Raw genomic sequence first — 20,370 nt, forward strand, 5'->3', positions numbered from 1 at the left:
CCAGCCATCGTCCCACTTTTCGTCATTCCCGCGAAGGCGGGAATCCAGCTTTCCGACGCGGGTTGATAGCTCGACGGTTGCCAAGCTGGATCCCCGCCTTCGCGGGGATGACGAACAAAGGAGTCGATGATGCTCGTCCTGATCGGGATCGTCATCATCATCGCGGGCTTCGTGCTCCGCTTCAATCCGCTGCTCGTGATCATGGCCTCGGCGCTCGCGACGGGCTTCGCCGCCGGGCTCGACGTCACCGCGATCATCGCCGCCTTCGGCAAGGCGTTCAACGACACGCGCTACGTCTCGATCGTCTGGATCGTCCTCCCCGTCATCGGCCTGCTCGAAGCCTATGGGCTTCAGCAGCACGCGCGTAGCCTGATCGACCGCATGAAGGGCGCGACGCTCGGCCGCCTGCTCACCTCCTACCTCCTGCTGCGCCAACTGATGGCCGCGGTCGGCCTGACCTCGGTCGCAGGCCACCCGCAGACCGTGCGCCCGCTCGTCGCGCCGATGGCCGAAGCGGCGGCGGAAGCAAGGAACGACGCCCTCACCGACGACCAGCGCGAAGAGGTCAAGGCTTTCGCCGCCGCCACCGACAATGTCGGCCTCTTCTTCGGCGAGGACATCTTCCTCGCGATCGGTTCGATCCTGCTGATGAAGGGCCTGCTCGAAACCTATGGCTACAGCATCGAGCCATTGCATCTCTCGCTCTGGGCGATCCCGACCGCGATCGCGGCCTTCCTGATCCACGGCTTCCGCCTCCGCCGCCTCGAACAGCGGATGCAACCGCGGGGGGCGGGCGCATGATCACGCTCGACTTCGTCTATATTTTCGCGGGCTGGACCTTTGCGCTCTTCGCGCTGCTCGGCCTTTACGACCGGACCAGCCCGAAACGCTTCGGCAACGCCGCCTTCTGGGGTCTGCTCGCGCTGTCGATGCTCGGCGGCGACTATCTGACCGATTTCCAGAACGGCCTGCTCGTCCTCGCGCTCGTCGCGATCGCGGGAACCGGCCAGATCGGCCGCGCCCCCGGCGGCGAAGTCGCGGCCGAGGTGCAGACCGAACGCGCCGCGCGCCACGGCAATTTCCTGCTCCTCGTCGCGCTGATCATCCCCGCGGTCGCGCTCGCGGGCACCTTTCTTTTCAAATATGTGCCGGGCCTCGCCGATCCCAAGCAGGCGACCCTGATCTCGCTCGCGATCGGCGTGCTGATCGCGCTTGGCGTCGGCATGGCGCGCTTCAAACCCCCGCTCCTCCTCCCCGCACAGCAGGGACGCCGCCTGCTCGACGCGGTCGGCTGGGCGGCGATCCTGCCGCAGATGCTCGCCAGTCTCGGAGCGGTCTTCGCGCTCGCCGGGGTCGGCGAGGTCGTCGGCGGACTGATCGGCGGCGCGATCCCGCAGGGCAGCCTGTTCGGCGCCGTGCTCGCCTTCGGGCTCGGCATGGCCTTCTTCACCATGGTGATGGGCAATGCCTTTGCCGCCTTCCCGGTGATGATGGCGGCGGTCGGCCTGCCCCTGCTGATCAAGCAGTATCACGGCGACCCCGCGGTCGTCGCGGCGATCGGCATGCTCGCGGGCTTCTGCGGCACGCTGATGACCCCGATGGCGGCGAACTTCAACCTCGTCCCCGCCGCCTTGCTCGAACTCAAAAATCCCTACGGCGTGATCAAGGCGCAGATCGGCACCGCGGTGCCGCTGCTCGCCGCGAACATCGCGTTTATCTGGCTGCTCGCTTTCTAAATCCTCCCTGTGGCGAAGCCATGGGGAGGGGAACCATCCGAAGGATGGTGGAGGGGCAGCGACATTGCACCAGTGCCCCTCCGTCAGCGCTTCGCGCTGCCACCTCCCCATCGCTACGCGACAGGGAGGATCATCCTGGTTAGGACACCCCCATGACCCTCACCCCCGACCACGCCACCCGCTTCGCGACCGCGACCCTGTCGCATCTCGGCCGCGAATATCCCTACAAGATGGATCTCGTCCTGAACGGCCCCGTCGACGCCAAGCCGCCGCGCGCGCATCACCCGATCTTCCACGGCAGTTTCGACTGGCATAGCTGCGTCCACGGCTGGTGGCAGGTCCTCCGCCTTGCGCGGCGCTTCCCCGACCTTCCCGCCGCCGCCGAGATTCGCGCCCGCGCCGCCGCGATGCTCGTCCCAGAAAAGGTCGCGGGCGAACTCGCGTTCCTCTCGCGCCCCATGTCCGCGGGCTTCGAGCGCCCCTATGGCTGGGCGTGGCTGCTCGCGCTCCATGCCGAGGCCGAGCGCCACGACGCCCCCTGGGCCGCCGCGCTCGCCCCCCTCGCCGCCGCCTTCGCCGCGCGTTTCCACGCCTTCCTGCCCAAGCTCACCTATCCGCTGCGCGTCGGCACCCATTTCAACATCGCCTTCGCGCTCCTCCTCGCGCGCCACTGGGCCGAATCGCGCGATCCCGCGCTTGTTACCCTGATCGGCGCCCGCGCCCGCGACTGGTTCGCCAGCGACCGCGACTGCCAGGCGTGGGAGCCGGGCGGCGACGAATTTCTATCCTCCGCCCTTACCGAAGCGCATCTGATGGCCTCCGTCCTCGGCGAGGATTTCCCGCGCTGGTTCGACGCCTTCCTCCCTCATGCCGCGGAGGAGCAGCCCGAAACACTCTTCACCCCCGCCACCGTCTCCGACCGCAGCGACGGCAAGATCGCGCATCTCGATGGCCTGGGTCTCAGCCGCGCCTGGTGCTGGCGCGCGATCGCCGCCGCGCTCGGTCCGGCGCATCCCGTCAGCCCCGTCGCCGAAGCCGCGGCGGAGCGCCACCTCGCCGCCGCACTCCCGCACGTCACCGGCCACTATATGGGCGAGCACTGGCTCGCGAGCTTCGCGCTGCTGGCACTCGACGGGCTCGCCGATTGACAAGCTCTCCCCTCACAGCGAGAGACAGCGGAAAGGGGAGACGACTGCCGATGAAAACGCTGCGCCCGACATCGTTCGACGTCGCCGAGCGCGCGGGCGTGTCGCAATCGACCGTGTCGCGCGCGCTCAGGAACAGCCCCGGCGTCAATGCCGAAACCCGCGCCCGCGTTTCCGCCGCCGCGCGCGAACTCGGCTATGTCGTCGATCGCCACGCCTCGTCGCTACGCCTGAAAAGCAGCGAGACGCTCGCGCTCGTCACCGTCTGCCGCCCCGGCGAGGATCGCAGCGCGATCAACCCCTTCTATTTCGCGCTGCTCGGCAGCATCGCCGCTGCGACCTCGGCGCGCGGGTTCAACCTGCTCGTCTCCTTTCAGGAGAGCGAAGCCAATTTCCGCGCCGACTTCGTGGCGTCGGGGCTCGCCGACGCGATGATCGTCATCGGCACCACCAGCAACCGCGCCGCATGGGACTATTTCGCCGAGGCGCAGGCCGCCGGGTTCGACTTCGTCTGCTGGGGCAGCCCCGGCGATCCGTTCCACTGGATGCGCAGCGACAACGGCACCGGCGGCCGCCTCGCCGCCGAGCATCTCGTCGCGAGCGGGCGCAGGCACATTGCCTTCATCGGCCCGCAGCGATCGCCGCAGCGTCAGTTCGACGAGCGCCGCGACGGCTTCGTCGAGGCGCTTGGCCGCCACGGCATCACGCCGATCCTCACCGAGCCGCCCACCGCCGCCGACCGCCACGCGCAGGGCGTCGCGGCCGCGCACGCACTGCTCGCCGAGCATCCGCAAGTCGACGCCGTTTTCGCGGCGAGCGACATGCTCGCGCTCGGCGTGCTTCAGGGCCTCAAGGAAGCGGGCCGCCGCGTGCCACAGGATATCGCACTGATCGGCTTCGACGGCATCCGCGCCGGCAACATGGCCGACCCCGCGCTCACCACGATCGAGCCCGACCTCGACGCCGCGGGCGAAGCGCTCGTCGCGATGGCGCTCGAGGACGAGGATTTCGCGCACAGCGGCACCCGCATCCCCGTCCGCCTCGCGGTTCGCGGCACCGCCTGACCGTTCCGCCTCACCGTTACACACTGTCGGCGGGCCATGACCCATCGTAACCACTTGTTATCTATACCCTGCCTAGGATTGTGCGGGGCCCCGAGGCAGGATACCGCTTTGACGGGACAGCTCTTCATTTCGCTTCTCAATCCGGGCATCGGCCTGGCCTTCGCGGCTGCCTTTTTCCTGATGTGGCTTCAGCGGCGCGAGCGCTACATCGCCTATGCCGCGGGCGCCTATCTCGCCACCGCCATCGCCTTCCTGTTCCAGGATGTCGTCCCGGCGATGCCGATGGAATTGCAGCGGCTTCCCGCCAATATCGGCTTTCTCGCCACCGGCGCGCTGTTCGCCGCCGCGATCATCGGGCGGTACGGCCTGCCCATACCGTGGCGCGCGATGGCGATCGTCGCGGCGCTGTCGACCGCGGTCTTCACCTGGTTCCTGCTCGCCCAGCCGAGCATTCCGGCGCGCATCTATGCGATCAGCGTCGGCGCGGGCGCGATCGCGCTGATGGTGGTGCGCGCCCTATGGCCCATCGAGCGGCCGCACGTGATCGACCGCGTCCTGTTCTGGATCGCGGCGCTCTCGGCCGCCAATCTGCTCATCCGCCCCGTCGTCATCCTGAGCTTCAGCGGCGGCTTCGACGACTATGTCGGCTTTCAGCAGTCGCTCTACTGGTCCACGGTGCAGTTCAGCCAGGCGATGGTGTCGATCCTCGCCGCGATCAGCCTGATGGTCGCGGTCGCGATCGACATGTTCGCCGAACTTCGCGCGGAAGCCGACGGCGATCCGTTGTCGAGCCTGCTCAACCGCCGCGGCTTCGAAACAAAGGCCGGCGCCGCGCTCCGCCGCTGCGCCGACGCCGGCCAGCCCGCCGCGCTGCTGATCGCCGATCTCGATCGCTTCAAGTCGATCAACGACACCCACGGCCATGCGGTCGGCGACGCGATCATCGCCGCCTTCGGCGCCCACGTCCGCGCCGTCGGCCCGGCGGAGATGGTCGCGGGCCGTATCGGCGGCGAGGAATTCGCGCTGCTCCTGCCCGGCCTCACGGTCGACAGCGCACGCCAGCTCGCCGAGCGGGTCCGCACCGGACTCCACGCCGCCTGCGCCGACCGCATTCCCGCGACTCTGCGCCCGACCGCCAGCATCGGCCTGGCTGCGGGCACGCCCGGCATCACGCTGTCGGCGCTGCTGCGCGACGCCGACCAGGCCCTTTACGAAGCGAAGCGCGCGGGCCGCGATCGCGTCCGCGCATTCCACCCCGCTCCGGTCCGGCTCGAAGCCACCGCCTGAACGCGGAGGAACGATGCCGCGTTCAGTCAGCGGGCGGCAGGAGCTCCGCCAGCCTGCCCTCCGCCTCCGCCCGATCGAGTTCGGCGAGTTCCTCCTCGGTCAGCGGCACCATCTGCCCGCAGGTCACGCACGGCGGATGATGGAGTCGCCGGTAGCGGTGGTAATGTTGGAGCATTTCGATCCGTTCGATCAACGCCGCATCGGTTTCTTCCTGCGTTGCACGCTGCACCTTGCCCTTGTCGGACCTGTTGTCGAACATGATCCCGTCGAAAAATTCCTCGCGCGACAGAAAGCGGTGCCGCACCGCCTCGGGCAACACATAGGCTTCGGCCTCCTCGGGCGTCAGATGCACGTCGCGCCCGTTTTTCAGGTCGCCGCGTTTCAACAGCAATCCCAGCAACGCATCCGACGGCACGATCCGCCGCTCGACCTCCTTTCCGCCGCGCAGAATCACCATCTCGCGCCCCTCGACCGCACGCTCGTAAGCGACCGCCTCCAGCCCGCGCAGCGCCTTGGCGAGCGCGTCGCGGCACGCCGCGTCGAACGGCGCGAATAATTTGCGCGATCGGTTCACCGAAGTCCTACTGACCCCCGCCACCCGCGCCGCATCGGCGACACACCCGGTCCGCCCAAGCACAGCCAGAAACACCCGCGTCCGCGCCACCGTAAACCCGTCCTCGCGAATGCGCAGGCCCGGCATCAGGGGATTCTCTTGATTCCCCTCTCGCAAGCGGGAGGGGAAGCGAGACTTGCGGGCTTGCCCGCTAGTCGCAGCGGGGAGGGCATCACCACCGTCACACCCCTCAGAAACCCCCGATTTCCTCCGCGAACCCCGCGCCACCTTCCGCCCCATAGCTGCATCTCCCGAATCACTTGGAATGAATCGGAGTGATTTTGAACCTATTTGGATAATTTAGGAAAGAAGAATATTTCAGTGGCGTCAGCTACCATCACCCCGGACTTGATCCGCGATTCCGCTCGCTACCGTTGTTCAGTTGGATCTGTTGGAAATTACTCCACCTGTCACCATCAGTCCGTTCCCCCTCTAGATCCTGCCTTTTTCGGCTGAGGCGTAAACTTCTTGATTATGAGGTCAGGCGTCATCGGAATAATGATTGTTCCACCTTTTCGGAAGGCAATGATTTTGTCGTCGGCTTGGAAAATTGGGTATGCAACGATGCTTTCCCGTGAGGTAACATAGATGGAACAGCCCTCGCATTCTCCTGCAACCGCTGTTCGGATGAGCCAAGCATCAAGTTTGCCGGTCATGACTCCTGATGCCATGACAAGACTCAGAGTGACCGAAGCCAGAACCACTCTGAATACCTTCCCAAATTTCAGCGCGTATCTGGACGCCTTCCTGAGCTTGGAGTTTCGGGAAACTCGCGAGACCAATGCGGAGAGGTCGCGCTCCAACTCAGCAAGTTCGTCGTCCGTAATTTCGTCCCGCTGCCTTAAGGCGGCCGCCTTCTCTTGCTGGGCGTTGACACCTTCAATGAGCGCGTCCTGTCCTTTTGACGCGTACTCGTGAACCCAAATCACGAGCTTCAAAACCAGCACGAGAAGCACAGCGGCGGCGAAAAGAATTAGAAGCACCGGGAGCTGAAACACATCAACCCCCGCAACCATAACCTCTTGCAGGCCCATTGAGCGCGGTGGCCCAGCTAGGCCGAACTCTGCGGCGAGCTTGTCTAACCGCTTACTTCCGAAGAAATACAGTGCGGAAGTTGCGCCAGCAATCAAAAGGACAGTAGCCGATGACGGATGCTCCTTCCACCACGGACCCGTGGTTTCCTTCACCGCATTCTCATCGCTCGTGGGTACCTCTGGAACCGGATCGGTCTTTCGTTCACGGTTCATCGCATAGCTACCCCCCTTACGAAGTTTCATAGCGCCTTGAACTTCCAATCGCGATGTTTGGCGTCCTATCACGGTGACTTCTATTTAAACAGCACCCCCATAATCGCGCGCCATCAAAACCCAAGTCGAAGGCCGACGACGTATAGAGGGGCGACGCTTCTCCGAGACCGTATCCCAAAGCTTCGTCGCCGAGAATTTTGACCCGGAAGCGTATCGTATCGCCCACGTTCTTGCTGAGAAGATAATCCTCCCAGTCGGGTGAAAACTCGACAAAGACGTCTGCGTTTTGCCCAGCGCGAAACTGTCCCCTCAATACCTTGCCGCGCCGCTCAAGCGAGGCCAGCTCCAATGAGACATCCATATGTTTGCCCGCATAAGCCTTCAAGAATCGCTATTCTTGTAGGCTGGTATGGGCCCGAGACATCAGTGCAACATATTCGCTCGCAATGTTGCCCGGCAGGACGTTCGGGTCAGGCGTTGCAACGTTTTGCACTTTCGCCGGATCAGCCTGAACGACCGCAGGTTCGACCGGGCGCTCATGGTCATAGCTGACCAACACCATCACCACCGACATGAAGAAGAAGCCCGCACCTAAAGCTTGAAGCTGCCATACCTTGAAGCGCGTCGTTATCGCTTGCGCCTGTTCCGCAATGCCTAGGCCATAGGAGACCATGCCAAACGTCCCGACGATGGAAGCGAAGACGTGATTCCCAATAAAATCGATGAGTTCCTTCATGCCGCTTTCATATCAGCGACACACGTATTTGCACGACAAACAATCGCCCCAAAATAATGCCGGGTATTCCTTTATAATCATCGCACAATTTCACGGTGACGGGCGCTACAACGATTAATTTGGTCCACCCTCAAACCAAATCATCCACCCTAACCCCCAGCGCATCCGCCAACTTCCGCACCGTCTCCACCGACCCCTTGCCGCGCCCGGCCTCGATATCGGCAATCTGCACCCGGTTGACCCCCGACGCCGCGCCCAGCTTCACCTGCGAAAGCCCGCGCAACTCGCGCCAGACGCGCAGCGGGCTTTCGCCAGCGATCAACCGCTTGGCGAAATCGGCGGGCACCAGTTCCTCGTCGCCCGCCGCCAGCGCCGCCTTGGCGCGATCATAGGCGCGCAGGTCGGCCAGATCCTCGGCCGCTTCGCGCAGGCGGTCATATTCTTCGGCGGGGATCGTCACCATCTTGTTCATGCGATCATTCCTTCATTCATAGACGCTGCCGCGCGGGCCGATTTCCAGCACCGCCAGCACGACGCCATCCTCCATGATCACGCGCCAGTCGCCGACGCGCAGGCGGATCGCGTCGCGGCCTTTCAACGCCTTTACATTGTTCGCCTGCGACGCCGGATCGGCGGCATAGGCCTCGATCTTGCCGACGATCCGCGCCGATATGTTGGCGGGCATGCGCTGCAGCGCCTTGATCGCGGATCGCGTGTAGCTGATCGGCTTCATTGCGGGGCAAGTAGTCCATAACTACACTGTAGTCAATAACTACATTCATTCGTCACCCTCGAACGAAACAAGCGGCTAGTGAGACTTGATCCTGGGTCCCGCTCAGCAACGGTGAAAAGCTGGACCCCGGATCAAGTCCGGGGTGACGAGGGAGGCGAAGCCCAACATCTTTGTGTCTTTGTGTGAGAACGATGCAGAAGCACCGATGCTCTCCCCACCCCCTTGCATTTCCCCCGCCCCGGCGTAAGGCGGCGCCAACATAAACCTGCGCGTGCGACTCCCGCTGGCCCCGCTCTCCCGCTCCGCCATCGGGCCGTCATTCCCCGCCGCGCCAACATGGGGACTGCAATCCTATGACGACCACGGGCCACGACACGCTGGGCACCCGTTCGACGCTGAGCGTCGGCGGCAAGACTTACGCTTATTATTCGCTCGACAAGGCCGCGGCGAAGCTCGGCGACGTGTCGCGGCTGCCCTTCTCGATGAAGGTGCTGCTCGAAAACCTCCTCCGCTTCGAGGATGGCGGCTTCACCGTGTCGAAGGATGACGCGCAGGCGCTGGTCGACTGGCAGAAGGATCCGCATTCGAACCGCGAGATCCAGTATCGCCCGGCGCGCGTGCTGCTGCAGGATTTCACCGGCGTGCCGTGCGTCGTCGATCTGGCCGCGATGCGCGATGCGATCGCCACCCTCGGCGGCGACACCACCCGGATCAACCCGCTCGTCCCCGTCCATCTCGTTATCGACCATTCGGTGATGGTCGACGAATTCGGCACGCCGAAAGCGTTCGAACAGAATGTCGAGATCGAATATTATCGCAACGGCGAGCGCTACGACTTCCTGAAATGGGGATCGAAGAGCCTGTCGAACTTCAAGGCGGTGCCCCCGGGCACCGGCATCTGTCATCAGGTCAACCTCGAACATATCGCGCAGGCGGTGTGGTCGAGCGAGGATGGTTCGGGCGAAGCCGTCGCCTATCCCGACACCTGCGTCGGCACCGACAGCCACACGACGATGATCAACGGCCTCGGCGTGCTCGGCTGGGGCGTCGGCGGGATCGAGGCCGAAGCCGCGATGCTCGGCCAGCCCGTGTCGATGCTGATCCCCGAGGTCGTCGGCTTCAAATTCACTGGCCGCCTCAAGGAAGGCGTCACCGCGACCGACCTTGTCCTCACCGCGACGCAGATGCTGCGCGCCAAGGGCGTCGTCGGCCGCTTCGTCGAATATTTCGGTCCCGGCCTCGCTTCGCTGAGCCTCGCCGACCGCGCGACGCTCGCCAATATGGCGCCCGAATATGGTGCGACCTGCGGCTTCTTCGGCATCGACGACAAGACGATCGATTATATGCGCCTGACCGGCCGCAGCGAGGAAAATATCGCGCTGGTCGAAGCTTATGCCAAGGCGCAGGGCCTCTGGATCGTCGACGGCGCCGCCGACCCCGTGTTCACCGATACGCTCGAACTCGACCTCGGCACCGTCGTCCCCAGCCTCGCCGGGCCGAAGCGCCCGCAGGACCGCGTCTCGCTCCCCGAAGTCGACGATGTGTTCAACGCCGACATGGCGAACACCTATAAACGGGCGGGGACGCGCGTTCCGGTCGAGGGCAAGGATTTCGACATTGGCGACGGCGACGTCACCATCGCCGCGATCACGAGCTGCACCAACACCTCGAACCCCGGCGTGCTCGTCGCCGCGGGGCTGGTCGCGAAGAAGGCCGATGCGTTCGGTCTCAAGCCCAAGCCGTGGGTCAAGACCAGCCTCGCGCCGGGGTCACAGGTCGTCACCGACTATCTGGAAAAGGCCGGGCTGCAAACGCATCTCGACAATATCGGCTTCAACCTCGTCGGCTATGGCTGCACGACCTGCATCGGCAACTCGGGGCCGCTCGCCGAGCCGATTTCGAAGGCGATCAACGAGAATGGCCTCGTCGCCGCCGCCGTCATCTCGGGCAATCGCAATTTCGAGGGCCGCGTGTCGCCCGACGTGCGCGCCAACTTCCTCGCCTCGCCGCCGCTCGTCGTCGCCTATGCGCTGAAGGGCACGGTGATCGAGGACTTCACCACCACCCCGATCGGCCAGGCCGAGGACGGCAGCGACGTGTTCCTGAAGGACATCTGGCCGACCAACGAAGAGGTCGCGACCGTCGTCGCGGGCGCGGTGAGCCGCGACATGTTCGAGGCGCGCTACGCCCATGTCTACACCGGCGACCAGCATTGGCAGAAGATCGAGGTCGAGGGCAGCGACACCTATCAGTGGCGCGCGGGTTCGACCTATGTCGCCAACCCGCCCTATTTCGAGGGGATGACGATGACCCCGGCGCCGGTCAGCGACATCGTCGGCGCCAAGCCGCTCGCGATCCTCGGCGACAGCATCACCACCGACCACATCAGCCCCGCCGGCAGCATCAAGGCCGACAGCCCCGCCGGCCAGTGGCTTATGGAGCATCAGGTCGCGAAGGCCGACTTCAACAGCTACGGCTCGCGCCGCGGCCACCACGAAGTGATGATGCGCGGCACCTTCGCCAACATCCGCATCAAGAACGAAATGGTCCCCGGCATCGAGGGCGGCATGTCGCGCTACGGGCAGGAGGTCATGCCGATCTACGACGCCGCGATGCGCCACAAGGCCGACGGCACGCCGCTGGTGGTCGTCGCGGGCAAGGAATATGGCACCGGCTCGTCGCGCGACTGGGCAGCGAAGGGCACCAACCTGCTCGGCGTCCGCGCTGTGATCGTCGAAAGCTTCGAGCGCATCCACCGCTCGAACCTCGTCGGCATGGGCGTGCTGCCGCTGCAGTTCCTCGAAGGCCAGACCCGCGAAACGCTGGGTCTGACCGGCGACGACAGCTTCACGATCAAGGGGGTGGCCGACATCAAGCCCCGCCAGACCGTGACGGTCGAGGTCACGCGCCCCGACGGTTCGACCTTCAGCTTCGACACGCTCTGCCGCATCGATACGGCAAACGAGGTCGAATATTATATGAACGGCGGCATCCTGCACTACGTGCTGCGCAAGCTCGCCGCCTGACGCCGAAACGCAATCGACTCTGCATGAAACACCGGTGTGTCCCCGCGAAGGCGGGGACCCATCTCCGGTCGGTTCCACCTTGCGCTCACCAGAGATAGGCTCCCGCCTTCGCGGGAGCACGCGGCTTTCAATCAAGGGACCTTGCTTCAATGCGGGCAAGGCATAGTTTTGCCCCTCCTCGCCTTCGCCTTGCCAAGGCCGACCCCTTATCGATAATTCAGGGCGCTCGATGCTTTGAGCGCCGGGAATGAAGGGGAAAGCCATGGACGCGCTGGAAATCGCGATCGAGGTCATCGGCTGGGCGGCGGCCGTGCTGATCCTCGCCGCCTATGCCCTGCTGTCGTTCGGCAAGCTCGAAGCGCGCAGCCGCGTCTATCAGGGGATGAACGTCCTCGGCGCCGCGGGTTTCATCGTCAATTCGGGCTATCACGGCGCGCTGCCCAATGCCGCGCTCAATGTCGTCTGGGTCGCCGTCGGCCTCGTCACCCTGTGGAACGTCCGGCATGGACGGGAGGCGAATATCGCCGGGTAGGATGGTGGGCGCTGACGGGCTCGAACCGCCGACCCTCTCGGTGTAAACGAGATGCTCTACCAACTGAGCTAAGCGCCCCAAAAGGGAAGCGCGCCCCTGCCATAAGCCGCTCGCGCTGGCAAGCGCCGCCTATTCCTCCAGCGCCTCGCAATAGCGCGCCATCGCATCGGCGGCGCCTTCCGACATCGCGATGAAGATGCGGCGCCCGTCGAGCGGATCGGCCTCGCGCAGAAACAGCCCGGCGTCGGTCATCGTCTTGATCCAGCGGAGCGCGGTCGTCGCAGGAACCGCGGCGGCGATGCACAGACTCGACACCGACACCGGCTGCCGTTCCAGCCGCGCCGCATAGAGGTCGAGCAGCATGTCCCATGCCGGATCGGCGAAGAGGTCGGCCGGAAAATATTGCTCGCGCATCCGCCGCTGGCGCAACATCCGCCGCACCGCTTTCGCGCGCTGGCGATCGATCGTGCGCTCCTCGGGAACGAAGCTGCGCGGCATCGCCGAGAAATCGCGTCCCGGCGCGCGAACCTGCCCCGCATAATCCCCGAACCCCTCGTTCGCGGGCACATAGGGCGCCGGCGTACCGTGCAGGCCGCCGCGCGGCTGCCCCGCAAGCTCGCCGAGCAGGCGCGAGATGCGCGCCACTTCTTCCTGCAACTGGTCGATCCGCTCCATCGCCGGATCGCGCGTCACTTCGTGCATCGCCCGATGCCATTCGCGCCGCGCAGCGGCCAGCGCGACGCAGCGATCGGGCGCGTCGGCATCGACGAGCCATTCGACGCGAAGCGCGCCGGGCACCGCCGCCGTCAGCCGATCGAGCGCGCCAAGGGGCGTCTCGCACACCAGACGACAGGATTTCGCGACCGCCACGCCGCAAAGGGCGGTGAAGGTTTCGGGTTCGATAGCCTCCTTCGACGCCAGCCAGAGAATGTCGGTGATCGGCATCGCGCGCAGATGATCGGCCGCCTCAGCGGCATCGACGCGCGCGACGCGCACGCGATCCATCGCCGCGAGTTCATCGGCGCGCATCCGCGATCCCACCAGCACCAGCGACGAGACCGCGCCCGGCGTCGGTTCCGTATCGGCCCCGGCACCGAATGCCGGCGGCGGAAAATCCGCCAATCCGGGTCGAATCTGAATTGCCTGTTCCATGCCGCATCCCCTCTTTTCTTCGCTCCGCCCTGGTGTCCTTATGTCGTCATTCCGGCCATATTCACCTTTTGTTCGTTCCTATTTGCCGCCAATTCGGACCCAGCGAAACGATGGCCATGGGTCGGCACAAGGGCGGCTGGTAGGGATTAGTCCATTTTGGACACTGTTTGTTCTCTTCGTCAATCCCTTATTTACGCTTGCCAAGCGCGTCGCCGCGGATCAGGCGGCAGCGCATGCCGCTGTCGATCGTCACCAGCATGCGCTGGCGCCGCCGCTTGCGTTCGCTCGCCGCACTGCTTCTGCTCACGGGTCTCGCGGTCGCCGTCTGGACGAGCCAGCCGCCCGCCGTGACCATCGCCCCGCTGGTGCACATCATCGACGGCGACAGCCTGACCGTGCAGCAGGGCGACGGCGCGCTGACGATCCGCCTGACCGGGATCGACGCGGTCGAATATCGGCAGGACTGCGCGCGCGCCGACGGCAGCCGCTGGCCATGCGGCCATGACGCCCGCAGCGCGCTCGAACGGCTCGCCGGGCGTGGCCCGCTCCATTGCGACTATGCGGCAAAGGACCGCTATGGCCGCACCCTGGCATCATGCCGGACGCAGCGGGGCCCCGACGGGGTCGATCTTGGCGCCGAAATGGTGCGGCAGGGCTGGGCCGTCGCGACCGGCGACGCCTATGCATTCGAGGCCGCCGAGGCGGAGGCAAAGCGGCGCGGCATCTGGCAAGGCCGCTTCGACCCGCCCGCCGACTGGCGCGCGGCGCACGAGCGGCCCACGGGCGCAATCGCCCCGCCCGACGCCTAGATATGCATCCGCTTTTCGTCGCGGGCTTTTGCGGCTAGGGCGAGCGCATGAACGGACTTTTCCCAGTCATGGTCGGCGGCGCGATCGGCGCCGGGGCGCGGCATCTGGTCGGCCAGGTCATGCTCGCGCGGCTCGGCCCCGGTTTTCCCTGGTGGACGCTGTCGATCAACATCGCCGGCAGCCTGCTGATGGGCCTGCTCGTCGGCTGGCTCGCGCGCGGCGGCGGCAGCGACACAACGCGGCTGTTCCTCGGTGTCGGCATCCTCGGCGGTTTCACGACCTTTTCGTCGTTCAGCCTCGAATATTGGACCCTGTTCGAGCGCGGGCAGACGGCGCAGGCGCTGGCCTATGTTCTCGCCTCGGTGCTGATCGGCATCGCGGCGTGCGGCGCCGGGATGCTAACGATGCGGCAATTGTCCGCATGAGTATCGACAGCGCCATCATCGCCGAGGAAGACGACGGCATCCGCCTCGACCGCTGGTTCAAACGCCACCGGCCGGGAACGCCGCACGCGCTGCTCGCTCGCTGGGCGCGGTCGGGCCAGTTGACGCTGGACGGCCGGAAGGCCGACGTGTCGGACCGCATCGAAACGGGGCAAAAGCTCGTCATGCCGACGCCGCCGGTCGAGACCGCCGCGCGTCCCGCGCGCAAGGGCCGGCCGTTGACCGACGCCGATGTCGAGCTCGCCGAATCGATGGTGATCCACCGCGATACGAGCGCGCTGGTGTTGAACAAGCTGCCCGGCCTCGCCACGCAGGGCGGCACCAAGACCGAGAGCCATGTCGACGGGCTGCTCGATGCGCTGAAATATGACGGGCCGGTGCGGCCGAAACTGGTTCACCGGCTCGACAAGGACACGTCGGGAGCGCTGCTGATCGCGCGAACGCCACGCGCCGCCGCCTATTTCGCCAAGAGCTTTTCGAATCGCAGCGCGCGCAAGACCTATTGGGCGATCGTCGTCGGCGTCCCCGACATCGCGCAGGGCGAGATCGACCTGCCGCTCGCCAAGCAGCCCGGATCGGGCGGCGAGAAGATGCACGTCGACGACAAGGGCCTGCCGTCGAAGACGCGCTACCGCATCGTCGAGCGCGCCGGGAACAGCGCCGCCTGGGTCGAATTGCAGCCGCTGACCGGCCGCACGCATCAGCTTCGCGTCCATATGGCAGCGATCGGCCATCCGATCGTCGGCGACGGCAAATATGGCGGCAAGGGCGCCTTCCTGACCGGGGCGATCAGCCGCAAGCTGCACCTGCACAGCCGCCGCTTGCGCATCGACCATCCCGACGGCGGCGCGATCGATATCACGGCCCCGGTTCCCGAGCATTTCGCCGCCAGCCTCGACGCGCTCGGCTTCGACCCGCTGCTCGGCGAGGTCGGACTCGACGATGCTCCCAAGGGGCCGCCGCCGAAAGCCGCGGCGAAGGCAGCCGCCAAGGCGCACAGCAAGCAGATCCGCAAGGCACGGCGCGGCGAACGGCGCGGCCGCACCGCCGCGAGCAAGCCGACCGATCATGTCGGCAAGCCCAAGCCAAAAGCGAAGACCGGAACCGGCAAGCCCGCCGCCAAGCGTCCGGCAATGAAGCGCCCACCCCCCAAGGGGCCGCGCCCGCCCAAGGCGCGTTGATGCATCCCAATCCCCAATATCGTCCGCGGCAGGAGGATGTGCCCGCACTGTTCGTGCGCGAGATCGCCTTCGCAGGGATTTTCGCGGGAACGCCCGACGGTCCGCGCGTCGCGCACGCGCCGGTGGTGCTGAGCGAGGATGCGGCGACGCTGCAATTCCATCTGTCACGCGGCAACGGGCTGACGAAGCATCTGGACGGGATGACCGCGCTGGCGGTGGTGCAGGGCCCCGACGCCTATGTCAGCGCGAGCTGGTATACGGCCGCCGATCAGGTTCCGACGTGGAATTATGTCGCGATCGAGATGGAAGGTCCGGTTCGCAAGCTCGACGATGCCGAACTGATCGCGCAGCTCGACACGCTGTCGGCTGAGCACGAAGCGCGCATCGGTGCCGATCCGCCGTGGACGCGGGCCAAGATGACCCCCGCGCGCTTCAGCCAGATGACGGGTGCGATCACCGGCTTCGAGCTGCGGATCACCGCGTGGCGCTCGACGCTCAAGCTGTCGCAGGACAAGGCGCCGGGCGAACGCGAACGCGTCGCCGCGGGGATCGAGGCGAGCGGGCACGGCGCGCTCGCGCATCTGATGCGCCAGCTTGGCGAGGAAGGGAAAAGCGCATGAACCAGCCGGACGACGCCCTTGCCAAAAAGCGTTTCTTCGCGCTGTCCGCGATGCGCCTGATGGGGGCGCTCTTCATCATTGCCGGCTTCCTGCTGATCCGCGGCGTCTGGGCGGTCGCGGGGCCGCCCGCCGACCGCTGGATCGGCGTCGCGGTCGTGCTGGCGGGCGTGTTCGACTTCGCGGTGATGCCGCGCATCCTCGCGCGCCGCTGGCGGTCGCCGAAAGAGCTATGAAACGCTTCTGGAAGCAAGCCGAGGTCATCGCCGAAGCGGACGGCTGGGGCATTGCGCTCGACGGGCGCCCGGTGCGTACGCCCGAGCGCGCGCCGCTGGCGGTTCCGACCAGGGCGCTAGCCGAGGCGATCGCCGCCGAATGGGACGCGCAGGGCGAGGATATCGACCCCGCGTCGATGCCGCTGACCGGCCTCGCCAATGCCGCGATCGACCTCGCCAGCCCCGATCCCGCCGCCTTCGCCGAGCCGATCGCCGCTTATGCGGAAAGCGACCTCTTCTGCTACCGCGACGACCGCGACGCGGCGTTGCAGGCCGAGCAGGCGGCGGCGTGGAACCCGCTGCTCGCCTGGGCCGAAGCGCGTCACGGCGTCGAGTTCGCGCTGACCCAAGGCGTGTTGCCGGTCGATCAGCCACCAGCGACGGTCGCGGCGCTCCGCGCGGCGCTCCTCGCGCACGATCCGTTCCGCCTCGCCGCGCTGACGCCGCTGGTGACGATCGGCGGGTCGCTCGTCGCCGGGCTCGCGCTCGCCGAGAAAGCCTTCGCCGCCGACGCGCTATGGGATGCGGTCAGCCTCGACGAGCTTTATCAGGAACGCCGCTGGGGCGCCGATAGCGAAGCGCAGAAAGCGCGCGCGCGGCGCGAGGCCGACTGGCACCATGCCGCGCGGTTTTTGAGTTTGCTGGGCGATTAGTCCGCGAAGTTCGGTTTCCGTTTCTCCATATGCGCCATCACCGCCTCCATCTGGTTGGGGGTGCGGATGACCTTGACCTGTTCGTCGCTTTCGGCCTGCAGGATTTCGGCGTCGCTGGCATCGGCGAGCATGTTGCACAGCCGTTTCGCGCCACGGATCGCGTGCGGATTCTTGTTCGCGATCACCCGCGCAAGCTCCATCGCCTTCGCGAGCGGATCGTCGGAGACGTGCGTCGCGAAGCCGAGCAGCTTCGCCTCCGACCCCGAAAATTCGCGGTTGGTATAGATCATCTCGCGCAGCACGTCGTCGGCGACCTGCGTCCGCCACAGCGCCATGCCTGCAACGTCGGGGACGAGGCCCCAGCGCATTTCCATGATCGCGAGGCGCGTGTCGGGATGGACGATGCGGATGTCGGCGGCGGCCATGATCTGGCTGCCTGCGCCGAACGCGACACCGTGCACCGCGGCGATCACCGGCACCGGCAATTCGCGCCAGCCCCACGCCGCATATTGGGCGTTGTTGACGATGCCCCTCGTGCGATCGGCCAGCGTTCCGCCCGCGCTGCTCGCGCCCGGATCACGCTCGGCGCTGAGGCTCGTAAGGTCGAGCCCGGCGCAAAAGGCGCGGCCCTCGCCCGACAGGACAACGACGCGCAGGCCCTGTTTGGCCTTGAGTTCGTCGATCGCCTCGGCAAGCGCCGACCACATTGCGGTGTCGAGCGCATTCATCTTGTCGGCACGGATCAGCCGGACGTCGGCGATGCCGTCCTCCAGCATGGTGATCGAAATGCGATCTTTCATTCTGCTGTCCTTTTGAGCGCGGCCTCGACGAGCGGGAGCTGGTCGTTGCCGAAATACATGTCGGTGTCCTCGACGAAGATCGTCGGCGAGCCATAGCCGCCACGCGCGATCACCTCTTCGGTATTGGTGCGCAGCCGCGCCTTCACCGCATCGCTGGTCGATGCGGCGCGGATCGCGGCGCCGTCGAGCCCGACGGCGTTCGCGACCGCTTCGAGAACGCCCGGATCGTCGAGATTTTCCTGCCGGTCGAAATAGCTGGCGAACGCCGCCCCGGCAAAGCGGACGAGCGCGTCCTGATCCTCCTCGAGCACGCAGCAGAAGCGCATGGCGTGGATGCTCTTCGCCGGGTGCCATTGCGACGGAAAGTTCATCGGCACGCCGGCAAGGCGCGCCCAGTCCTTGAGCACCTTCCAGCTATGCTCCATGCGACGGTTGTCGGTCTGCTCGCGTGCGGCATAGACGGCCGGGTTGACCGCGTTGAAGACGCCGCCGACGAGGATCGGGCGCCAGGTAGCGCTCGCCCCGGTGCGTTCGAGCACGCCGGGCAGATTGTGGAAGGCCAGACAGGTCCACGGGCTCGACAGGTCGAAGAAAAATTCGACGCGCGCGGTCATGCCCCCGCCTTCGTCTTCTCCCAATATTGGTCGCGCAGCAGCCTTTTGTAGAGCTTGCCGGTGTCGTGGCGCGGCAGCGCCTCCATGAAATCGATCCGGCGCGGGATCTTCACCCCCGACAATTTCTCGCGTGCATAGGCCATGAGTTCGTCGCGGAAGGCGTCGGTCGCGTCGGCCATGTCGGCGGGCTGGACGACCGCGATCACCTCCTCGCCCATCTCCTCGTGCGGGCCGCCGACGATCGCGACGTCGGCGACCTTCGGGTGGGTGACGAGATGATTCTCGATCTCCTGCGGATAGATGTTCACCCCGCCCGAGATGATCATGAAGCTCTTGCGATCGGTGAGATAGAGGAAGCCGTCTTCGTCGAGCTTGCCGACATCGCCCAGTGTCGACCAGCCCCGCGAATTGCGGCTGGAGGCGGTCTTTTCGGGGTCGTCGTGATATTCGAACAGGCTGTCGCTTTCGAAGAAGACCGCGCCTTCCTCGCCCACGGGCACTTCGGTTTCATTGTCCTCGCCGACGATATGAACGACGCCGTTGATCGCGCGGCCGACGGTGCCCTTGTGCGCGAGCCAGTCCTGGCTGCTCGCGAAGGTCATGCCATTGCCTTCGGATCCCGCATAATATTCGAGCAGCACCGGCCCCCACCAGTCGATCATCGCCTGCTTGACCGGCACCGGGCACGGCGCCGCGGCGTGGATCGCGCTCTTCATCGAGGTCACGTCATATTGCGCACGAATGTCGTCGGGCAATTTCAGCATCCGCACGAAATGCGTCGGCACGAACTGCGCCGCATTGCAGCGATAATGCTGGATCGCCGCAAGCGCGCCCTCGGGATCGAATTTCTTCATCAGGATGACGGTGCCGCCGAGCCGCTGGATCGTCATCGACCAGCGCAGCGGCGCGGCGTGATAGAGCGGCGCGGGCGACAGATAGACGCTGTCGGCGTTGATTCCGAACGCCGCCGAGGCGAGCATGACGAGGCTGTTCGCCGCGTCGATCGCCTGCTCCTCGGGCAACGGAACCTTGACGCCCTTCGGCCGGCCCGTCGTCCCCGACGAATAGAGCATGTCGACCCCGGCGCGCTCGTCGGCGATGCGCTCCGCGGGCATCGTCGCCAGCTCGTCCTCGATCTTCGGCCAGCCCGCTATGTCGCCGCCCATTGCATAGCGGGTGATCTTCGTCGTGAGCTGCTGCGCCGCGGCCGCGAGACTCGCCGAGACGACGAGCATCTTCGCGCCCGAATTTTCGAGAATATAGTCGGTCTCGTCCTGCGTCAGCCGCGACGAGATGCAGACATAGCGCAGCCCCGCACGCTGCGCGCCCCACGTCAGCCCGTAATAATGCGGCGTATTGTCGAGCATGAAGGCGACGACATCCTCATGCCCGAGCCCATGCGCGCGAAACATCTGCGCGGCGCGATTCGAGGCCGCATCGAGTTCGGCATAGCTGATCGCCTCGCCGGTTTCGGCGACGATGACCGCGGGCTTGTCGGGATGGGTGGCGGCGTGAACTGAGGGGTGCATCGGGCGATCTCTCCAAGGGCTCGTTGGTATGTTATGTCCAAGACCCGTAGCAAACTGAAACTTTCGGTCAAGCGAGCGGGGGCCAACGGGAGCCCGCGCGGTCAAGATGCGTCAAATCATGGCGCAAGATCGGGGCGTCCCCGCCCCCACCCCCGGCCTTCGCGTGCAAGCGGGAGCC

23 protein-coding genes and 1 tRNA gene are annotated in these 20,370 nt (G+C 65.9%); 13 read left to right on the top strand and 11 right to left on the bottom strand.

Annotated elements, in window-relative coordinates:
- The first annotated feature begins 129 nt into the window (after positions 1-129).
- The 5 genes from ACVENA_RS16185 to ACVENA_RS16205 all read left to right on the top strand — a co-directional run bounded on the left by ACVENA_RS16185 (position 130) and on the right by ACVENA_RS16205 (position 5,232).
- The gene (locus ACVENA_RS16185) at positions 130-801 is read left to right on the top strand and encodes a DUF969 domain-containing protein (protein WP_449328958.1); all 672 of its coding nucleotides are present in this window, start codon (positions 130-132) and stop codon (positions 799-801) included.
- On the top strand, positions 798-1,736 hold the full coding sequence (locus ACVENA_RS16190) for a DUF979 domain-containing protein (protein ID WP_449326193.1): 939 nt from the start codon (positions 798-800) through the stop codon (positions 1,734-1,736). Before ACVENA_RS16185 ends, ACVENA_RS16190 begins: the two co-directional genes overlap by 4 nt.
- A gap of 152 nt (positions 1,737-1,888) precedes the next feature.
- Positions 1,889-2,884 carry a DUF2891 domain-containing protein gene (locus tag ACVENA_RS16195; RefSeq protein WP_449326194.1) on the top strand — a complete coding sequence of 332 codons (996 nt, stop codon included), beginning with the start codon at positions 1,889-1,891 and terminating at the stop codon, positions 2,882-2,884.
- 50 nt (positions 2,885-2,934) lie between these two features.
- Positions 2,935-3,945 carry a LacI family DNA-binding transcriptional regulator gene (locus tag ACVENA_RS16200; RefSeq protein WP_449326195.1) on the top strand — a complete coding sequence of 337 codons (1,011 nt, stop codon included), beginning with the start codon at positions 2,935-2,937 and terminating at the stop codon, positions 3,943-3,945.
- Between the two features lie 108 nt (positions 3,946-4,053).
- Positions 4,054-5,232, top strand: coding sequence for a GGDEF domain-containing protein (locus tag ACVENA_RS16205; RefSeq protein WP_449326196.1), 1,179 nt, complete (start codon positions 4,054-4,056; stop codon positions 5,230-5,232).
- 22 nt (positions 5,233-5,254) lie between these two features.
- On the opposite strand, the gene ACVENA_RS16210 is transcribed toward ACVENA_RS16205, so the two are convergent.
- The 6 genes from ACVENA_RS16210 to ACVENA_RS16235 all read right to left on the bottom strand — a co-directional run bounded on the left by ACVENA_RS16210 (position 5,255) and on the right by ACVENA_RS16235 (position 8,561).
- The gene (locus tag ACVENA_RS16210) at positions 5,255-5,932 is read right to left on the bottom strand and encodes a hypothetical protein (RefSeq protein ID WP_449326197.1); all 678 of its coding nucleotides are present in this window, start codon (positions 5,930-5,932) and stop codon (positions 5,255-5,257) included.
- Positions 5,933-6,261: 329 nt separating this feature from the next.
- Positions 6,262-7,122 carry a hypothetical protein gene (locus tag ACVENA_RS16215; RefSeq protein ID WP_449326198.1) on the bottom strand — a complete coding sequence of 287 codons (861 nt, stop codon included), beginning with the start codon at positions 7,120-7,122 and terminating at the stop codon, positions 6,262-6,264.
- A complete protein-coding gene (locus ACVENA_RS16220; RefSeq protein WP_449326199.1) occupies positions 7,109-7,477 on the bottom strand; it encodes a hypothetical protein in 369 nt (122 codons plus the stop codon). The genes ACVENA_RS16215 and ACVENA_RS16220 overlap by 14 nt, the downstream gene beginning before the upstream one ends.
- Positions 7,478-7,483: 6 nt before the next feature.
- A complete protein-coding gene (locus tag ACVENA_RS16225) occupies positions 7,484-7,828 on the bottom strand; it encodes a hypothetical protein (protein ID WP_449326200.1) in 345 nt (114 codons plus the stop codon).
- A 130-nt stretch (positions 7,829-7,958) separates the two neighbouring features.
- Positions 7,959-8,300 carry a helix-turn-helix transcriptional regulator gene (locus ACVENA_RS16230; protein WP_449326201.1) on the bottom strand — a complete coding sequence of 114 codons (342 nt, stop codon included), beginning with the start codon at positions 8,298-8,300 and terminating at the stop codon, positions 7,959-7,961.
- A gap of 12 nt (positions 8,301-8,312) precedes the next feature.
- Entirely contained in the window at positions 8,313-8,561 is a 249-nt protein-coding gene (locus ACVENA_RS16235; RefSeq protein ID WP_449326202.1) for a type II toxin-antitoxin system RelE family toxin, read from the bottom strand.
- 353 nt (positions 8,562-8,914) lie between these two features.
- On the opposite strand from ACVENA_RS16235, the gene acnA reads away from it, so the two are divergent.
- Positions 8,915-11,587: an aconitate hydratase AcnA gene (gene acnA / locus ACVENA_RS16240; RefSeq protein ID WP_449326203.1), complete on the top strand. Its 2,673-nt coding sequence runs from the start codon at positions 8,915-8,917 to the stop codon at positions 11,585-11,587.
- 262 nt (positions 11,588-11,849) lie between these two features.
- Positions 11,850-12,119, top strand: coding sequence for a CBU_0592 family membrane protein (locus tag ACVENA_RS16245; protein WP_449326204.1), 270 nt, complete (start codon positions 11,850-11,852; stop codon positions 12,117-12,119).
- A 2-nt stretch (positions 12,120-12,121) separates the two neighbouring features.
- Here the strand turns inward: ACVENA_RS16245 and ACVENA_RS16250 are convergent.
- Positions 12,122-12,197 (bottom strand) — tRNA-Val (locus ACVENA_RS16250).
- A 51-nt stretch (positions 12,198-12,248) separates the two neighbouring features.
- Positions 12,249-13,271 (bottom strand): MarR family transcriptional regulator, encoded by a 1,023-nt coding sequence (locus ACVENA_RS16255; RefSeq protein WP_449326205.1) that lies wholly within the window; start codon positions 13,269-13,271, stop codon positions 12,249-12,251.
- A gap of 233 nt (positions 13,272-13,504) precedes the next feature.
- Between ACVENA_RS16255 and ACVENA_RS16260 the strand changes: the two genes are divergently transcribed.
- From ACVENA_RS16260 to ACVENA_RS16285, 6 genes are read left to right on the top strand one after another with little or no spacing between them, the layout of a single operon-like run.
- A complete protein-coding gene (locus ACVENA_RS16260; RefSeq protein WP_449326206.1) occupies positions 13,505-14,080 on the top strand; it encodes a thermonuclease family protein in 576 nt (191 codons plus the stop codon).
- 47 nt (positions 14,081-14,127) lie between these two features.
- A complete protein-coding gene (gene crcB, locus ACVENA_RS16265; protein ID WP_449326207.1) occupies positions 14,128-14,505 on the top strand; it encodes a fluoride efflux transporter CrcB in 378 nt (125 codons plus the stop codon).
- Positions 14,502-15,704, top strand: a complete 1,203-nt coding sequence (locus ACVENA_RS16270; protein WP_449326208.1) for an RluA family pseudouridine synthase — start codon at positions 14,502-14,504, stop codon at positions 15,702-15,704. Before crcB ends, ACVENA_RS16270 begins: the two co-directional genes overlap by 4 nt.
- Positions 15,704-16,324: an FMN-binding negative transcriptional regulator gene (locus ACVENA_RS16275; protein WP_449326209.1), complete on the top strand. Its 621-nt coding sequence runs from the start codon at positions 15,704-15,706 to the stop codon at positions 16,322-16,324. Before ACVENA_RS16270 ends, ACVENA_RS16275 begins: the two co-directional genes overlap by 1 nt.
- A complete protein-coding gene (locus ACVENA_RS16280; protein ID WP_449326210.1) occupies positions 16,321-16,557 on the top strand; it encodes a hypothetical protein in 237 nt (78 codons plus the stop codon). The genes ACVENA_RS16275 and ACVENA_RS16280 overlap by 4 nt, the downstream gene beginning before the upstream one ends.
- A complete protein-coding gene (locus ACVENA_RS16285) occupies positions 16,554-17,249 on the top strand; it encodes an ATP12 family chaperone protein (RefSeq protein ID WP_449326211.1) in 696 nt (231 codons plus the stop codon). Before ACVENA_RS16280 ends, ACVENA_RS16285 begins: the two co-directional genes overlap by 4 nt.
- On the opposite strand, the gene ACVENA_RS16290 is transcribed toward ACVENA_RS16285, so the two are convergent.
- The 3 genes from ACVENA_RS16290 to ACVENA_RS16300 are packed head-to-tail and all read right to left on the bottom strand — an operon-like array spanning position 17,246 to position 20,192.
- Positions 17,246-18,049: a crotonase/enoyl-CoA hydratase family protein gene (locus ACVENA_RS16290; protein WP_449326212.1), complete on the bottom strand. Its 804-nt coding sequence runs from the start codon at positions 18,047-18,049 to the stop codon at positions 17,246-17,248. The two genes, ACVENA_RS16285 and ACVENA_RS16290, sit on opposite strands and share 4 nt — an antisense overlap.
- Entirely contained in the window at positions 18,046-18,663 is a 618-nt protein-coding gene (locus ACVENA_RS16295) for a DsbA family protein (protein ID WP_449326213.1), read from the bottom strand. Before ACVENA_RS16295 ends, ACVENA_RS16290 begins: the two co-directional genes overlap by 4 nt.
- On the bottom strand, positions 18,660-20,192 hold the full coding sequence (locus ACVENA_RS16300) for an acyl-CoA synthetase (RefSeq protein ID WP_449326214.1): 1,533 nt from the start codon (positions 20,190-20,192) through the stop codon (positions 18,660-18,662). The genes ACVENA_RS16295 and ACVENA_RS16300 overlap by 4 nt, the downstream gene beginning before the upstream one ends.
- Positions 20,193-20,370 lie beyond the last annotated feature (178 nt).

It is taken from the genome of Sphingopyxis sp. 550A (genome assembly GCF_053569535.1).

Bases quoted from the DNA above. Each gene is read 5' to 3' on its own strand.
- ACVENA_RS16285 (WP_449326211.1), top strand. From the start codon at position 16,554: ATGAAACGCTTCTGGAAGCAAGCCGAGGTCATCGCCGAAGCGGACGGC.
- ACVENA_RS16215 (WP_449326198.1), bottom strand. From the start codon at position 7,122: ATGAAACTTCGTAAGGGGGGTAGCTATGCGATGAACCGTGAACGAAAG.
- ACVENA_RS16190 (WP_449326193.1), top strand. From the start codon at position 798: ATGATCACGCTCGACTTCGTCTATATTTTCGCGGGCTGGACCTTTGCG.
- ACVENA_RS16275 (WP_449326209.1), top strand. From the start codon at position 15,704: ATGCATCCCAATCCCCAATATCGTCCGCGGCAGGAGGATGTGCCCGCA.
- ACVENA_RS16230 (WP_449326201.1), bottom strand. From the start codon at position 8,300: ATGAACAAGATGGTGACGATCCCCGCCGAAGAATATGACCGCCTGCGC.
- ACVENA_RS16225 (WP_449326200.1), bottom strand. From the start codon at position 7,828: ATGAAGGAACTCATCGATTTTATTGGGAATCACGTCTTCGCTTCCATC.
- ACVENA_RS16235 (WP_449326202.1), bottom strand. From the start codon at position 8,561: ATGAAGCCGATCAGCTACACGCGATCCGCGATCAAGGCGCTGCAGCGC.
- crcB (WP_449326207.1), top strand. From the start codon at position 14,128: ATGAACGGACTTTTCCCAGTCATGGTCGGCGGCGCGATCGGCGCCGGG.
- ACVENA_RS16210 (WP_449326197.1), bottom strand. From the start codon at position 5,932: ATGCCGGGCCTGCGCATTCGCGAGGACGGGTTTACGGTGGCGCGGACG.
- ACVENA_RS16200 (WP_449326195.1), top strand. From the start codon at position 2,935: ATGAAAACGCTGCGCCCGACATCGTTCGACGTCGCCGAGCGCGCGGGC.
- ACVENA_RS16280 (WP_449326210.1), top strand. From the start codon at position 16,321: ATGAACCAGCCGGACGACGCCCTTGCCAAAAAGCGTTTCTTCGCGCTG.
- ACVENA_RS16290 (WP_449326212.1), bottom strand. From the start codon at position 18,049: ATGAAAGATCGCATTTCGATCACCATGCTGGAGGACGGCATCGCCGAC.
- ACVENA_RS16260 (WP_449326206.1), top strand. From the start codon at position 13,505: ATGCCGCTGTCGATCGTCACCAGCATGCGCTGGCGCCGCCGCTTGCGT.
- ACVENA_RS16195 (WP_449326194.1), top strand. From the start codon at position 1,889: ATGACCCTCACCCCCGACCACGCCACCCGCTTCGCGACCGCGACCCTG.
- ACVENA_RS16245 (WP_449326204.1), top strand. From the start codon at position 11,850: ATGGACGCGCTGGAAATCGCGATCGAGGTCATCGGCTGGGCGGCGGCC.
- ACVENA_RS16270 (WP_449326208.1), top strand. From the start codon at position 14,502: ATGAGTATCGACAGCGCCATCATCGCCGAGGAAGACGACGGCATCCGC.
- ACVENA_RS16295 (WP_449326213.1), bottom strand. From the start codon at position 18,663: ATGACCGCGCGCGTCGAATTTTTCTTCGACCTGTCGAGCCCGTGGACC.
- ACVENA_RS16255 (WP_449326205.1), bottom strand. From the start codon at position 13,271: ATGGAACAGGCAATTCAGATTCGACCCGGATTGGCGGATTTTCCGCCG.
- ACVENA_RS16300 (WP_449326214.1), bottom strand. From the start codon at position 20,192: ATGCACCCCTCAGTTCACGCCGCCACCCATCCCGACAAGCCCGCGGTC.
- acnA (WP_449326203.1), top strand. From the start codon at position 8,915: ATGACGACCACGGGCCACGACACGCTGGGCACCCGTTCGACGCTGAGC.
- ACVENA_RS16185 (WP_449328958.1), top strand. From the start codon at position 130: ATGCTCGTCCTGATCGGGATCGTCATCATCATCGCGGGCTTCGTGCTC.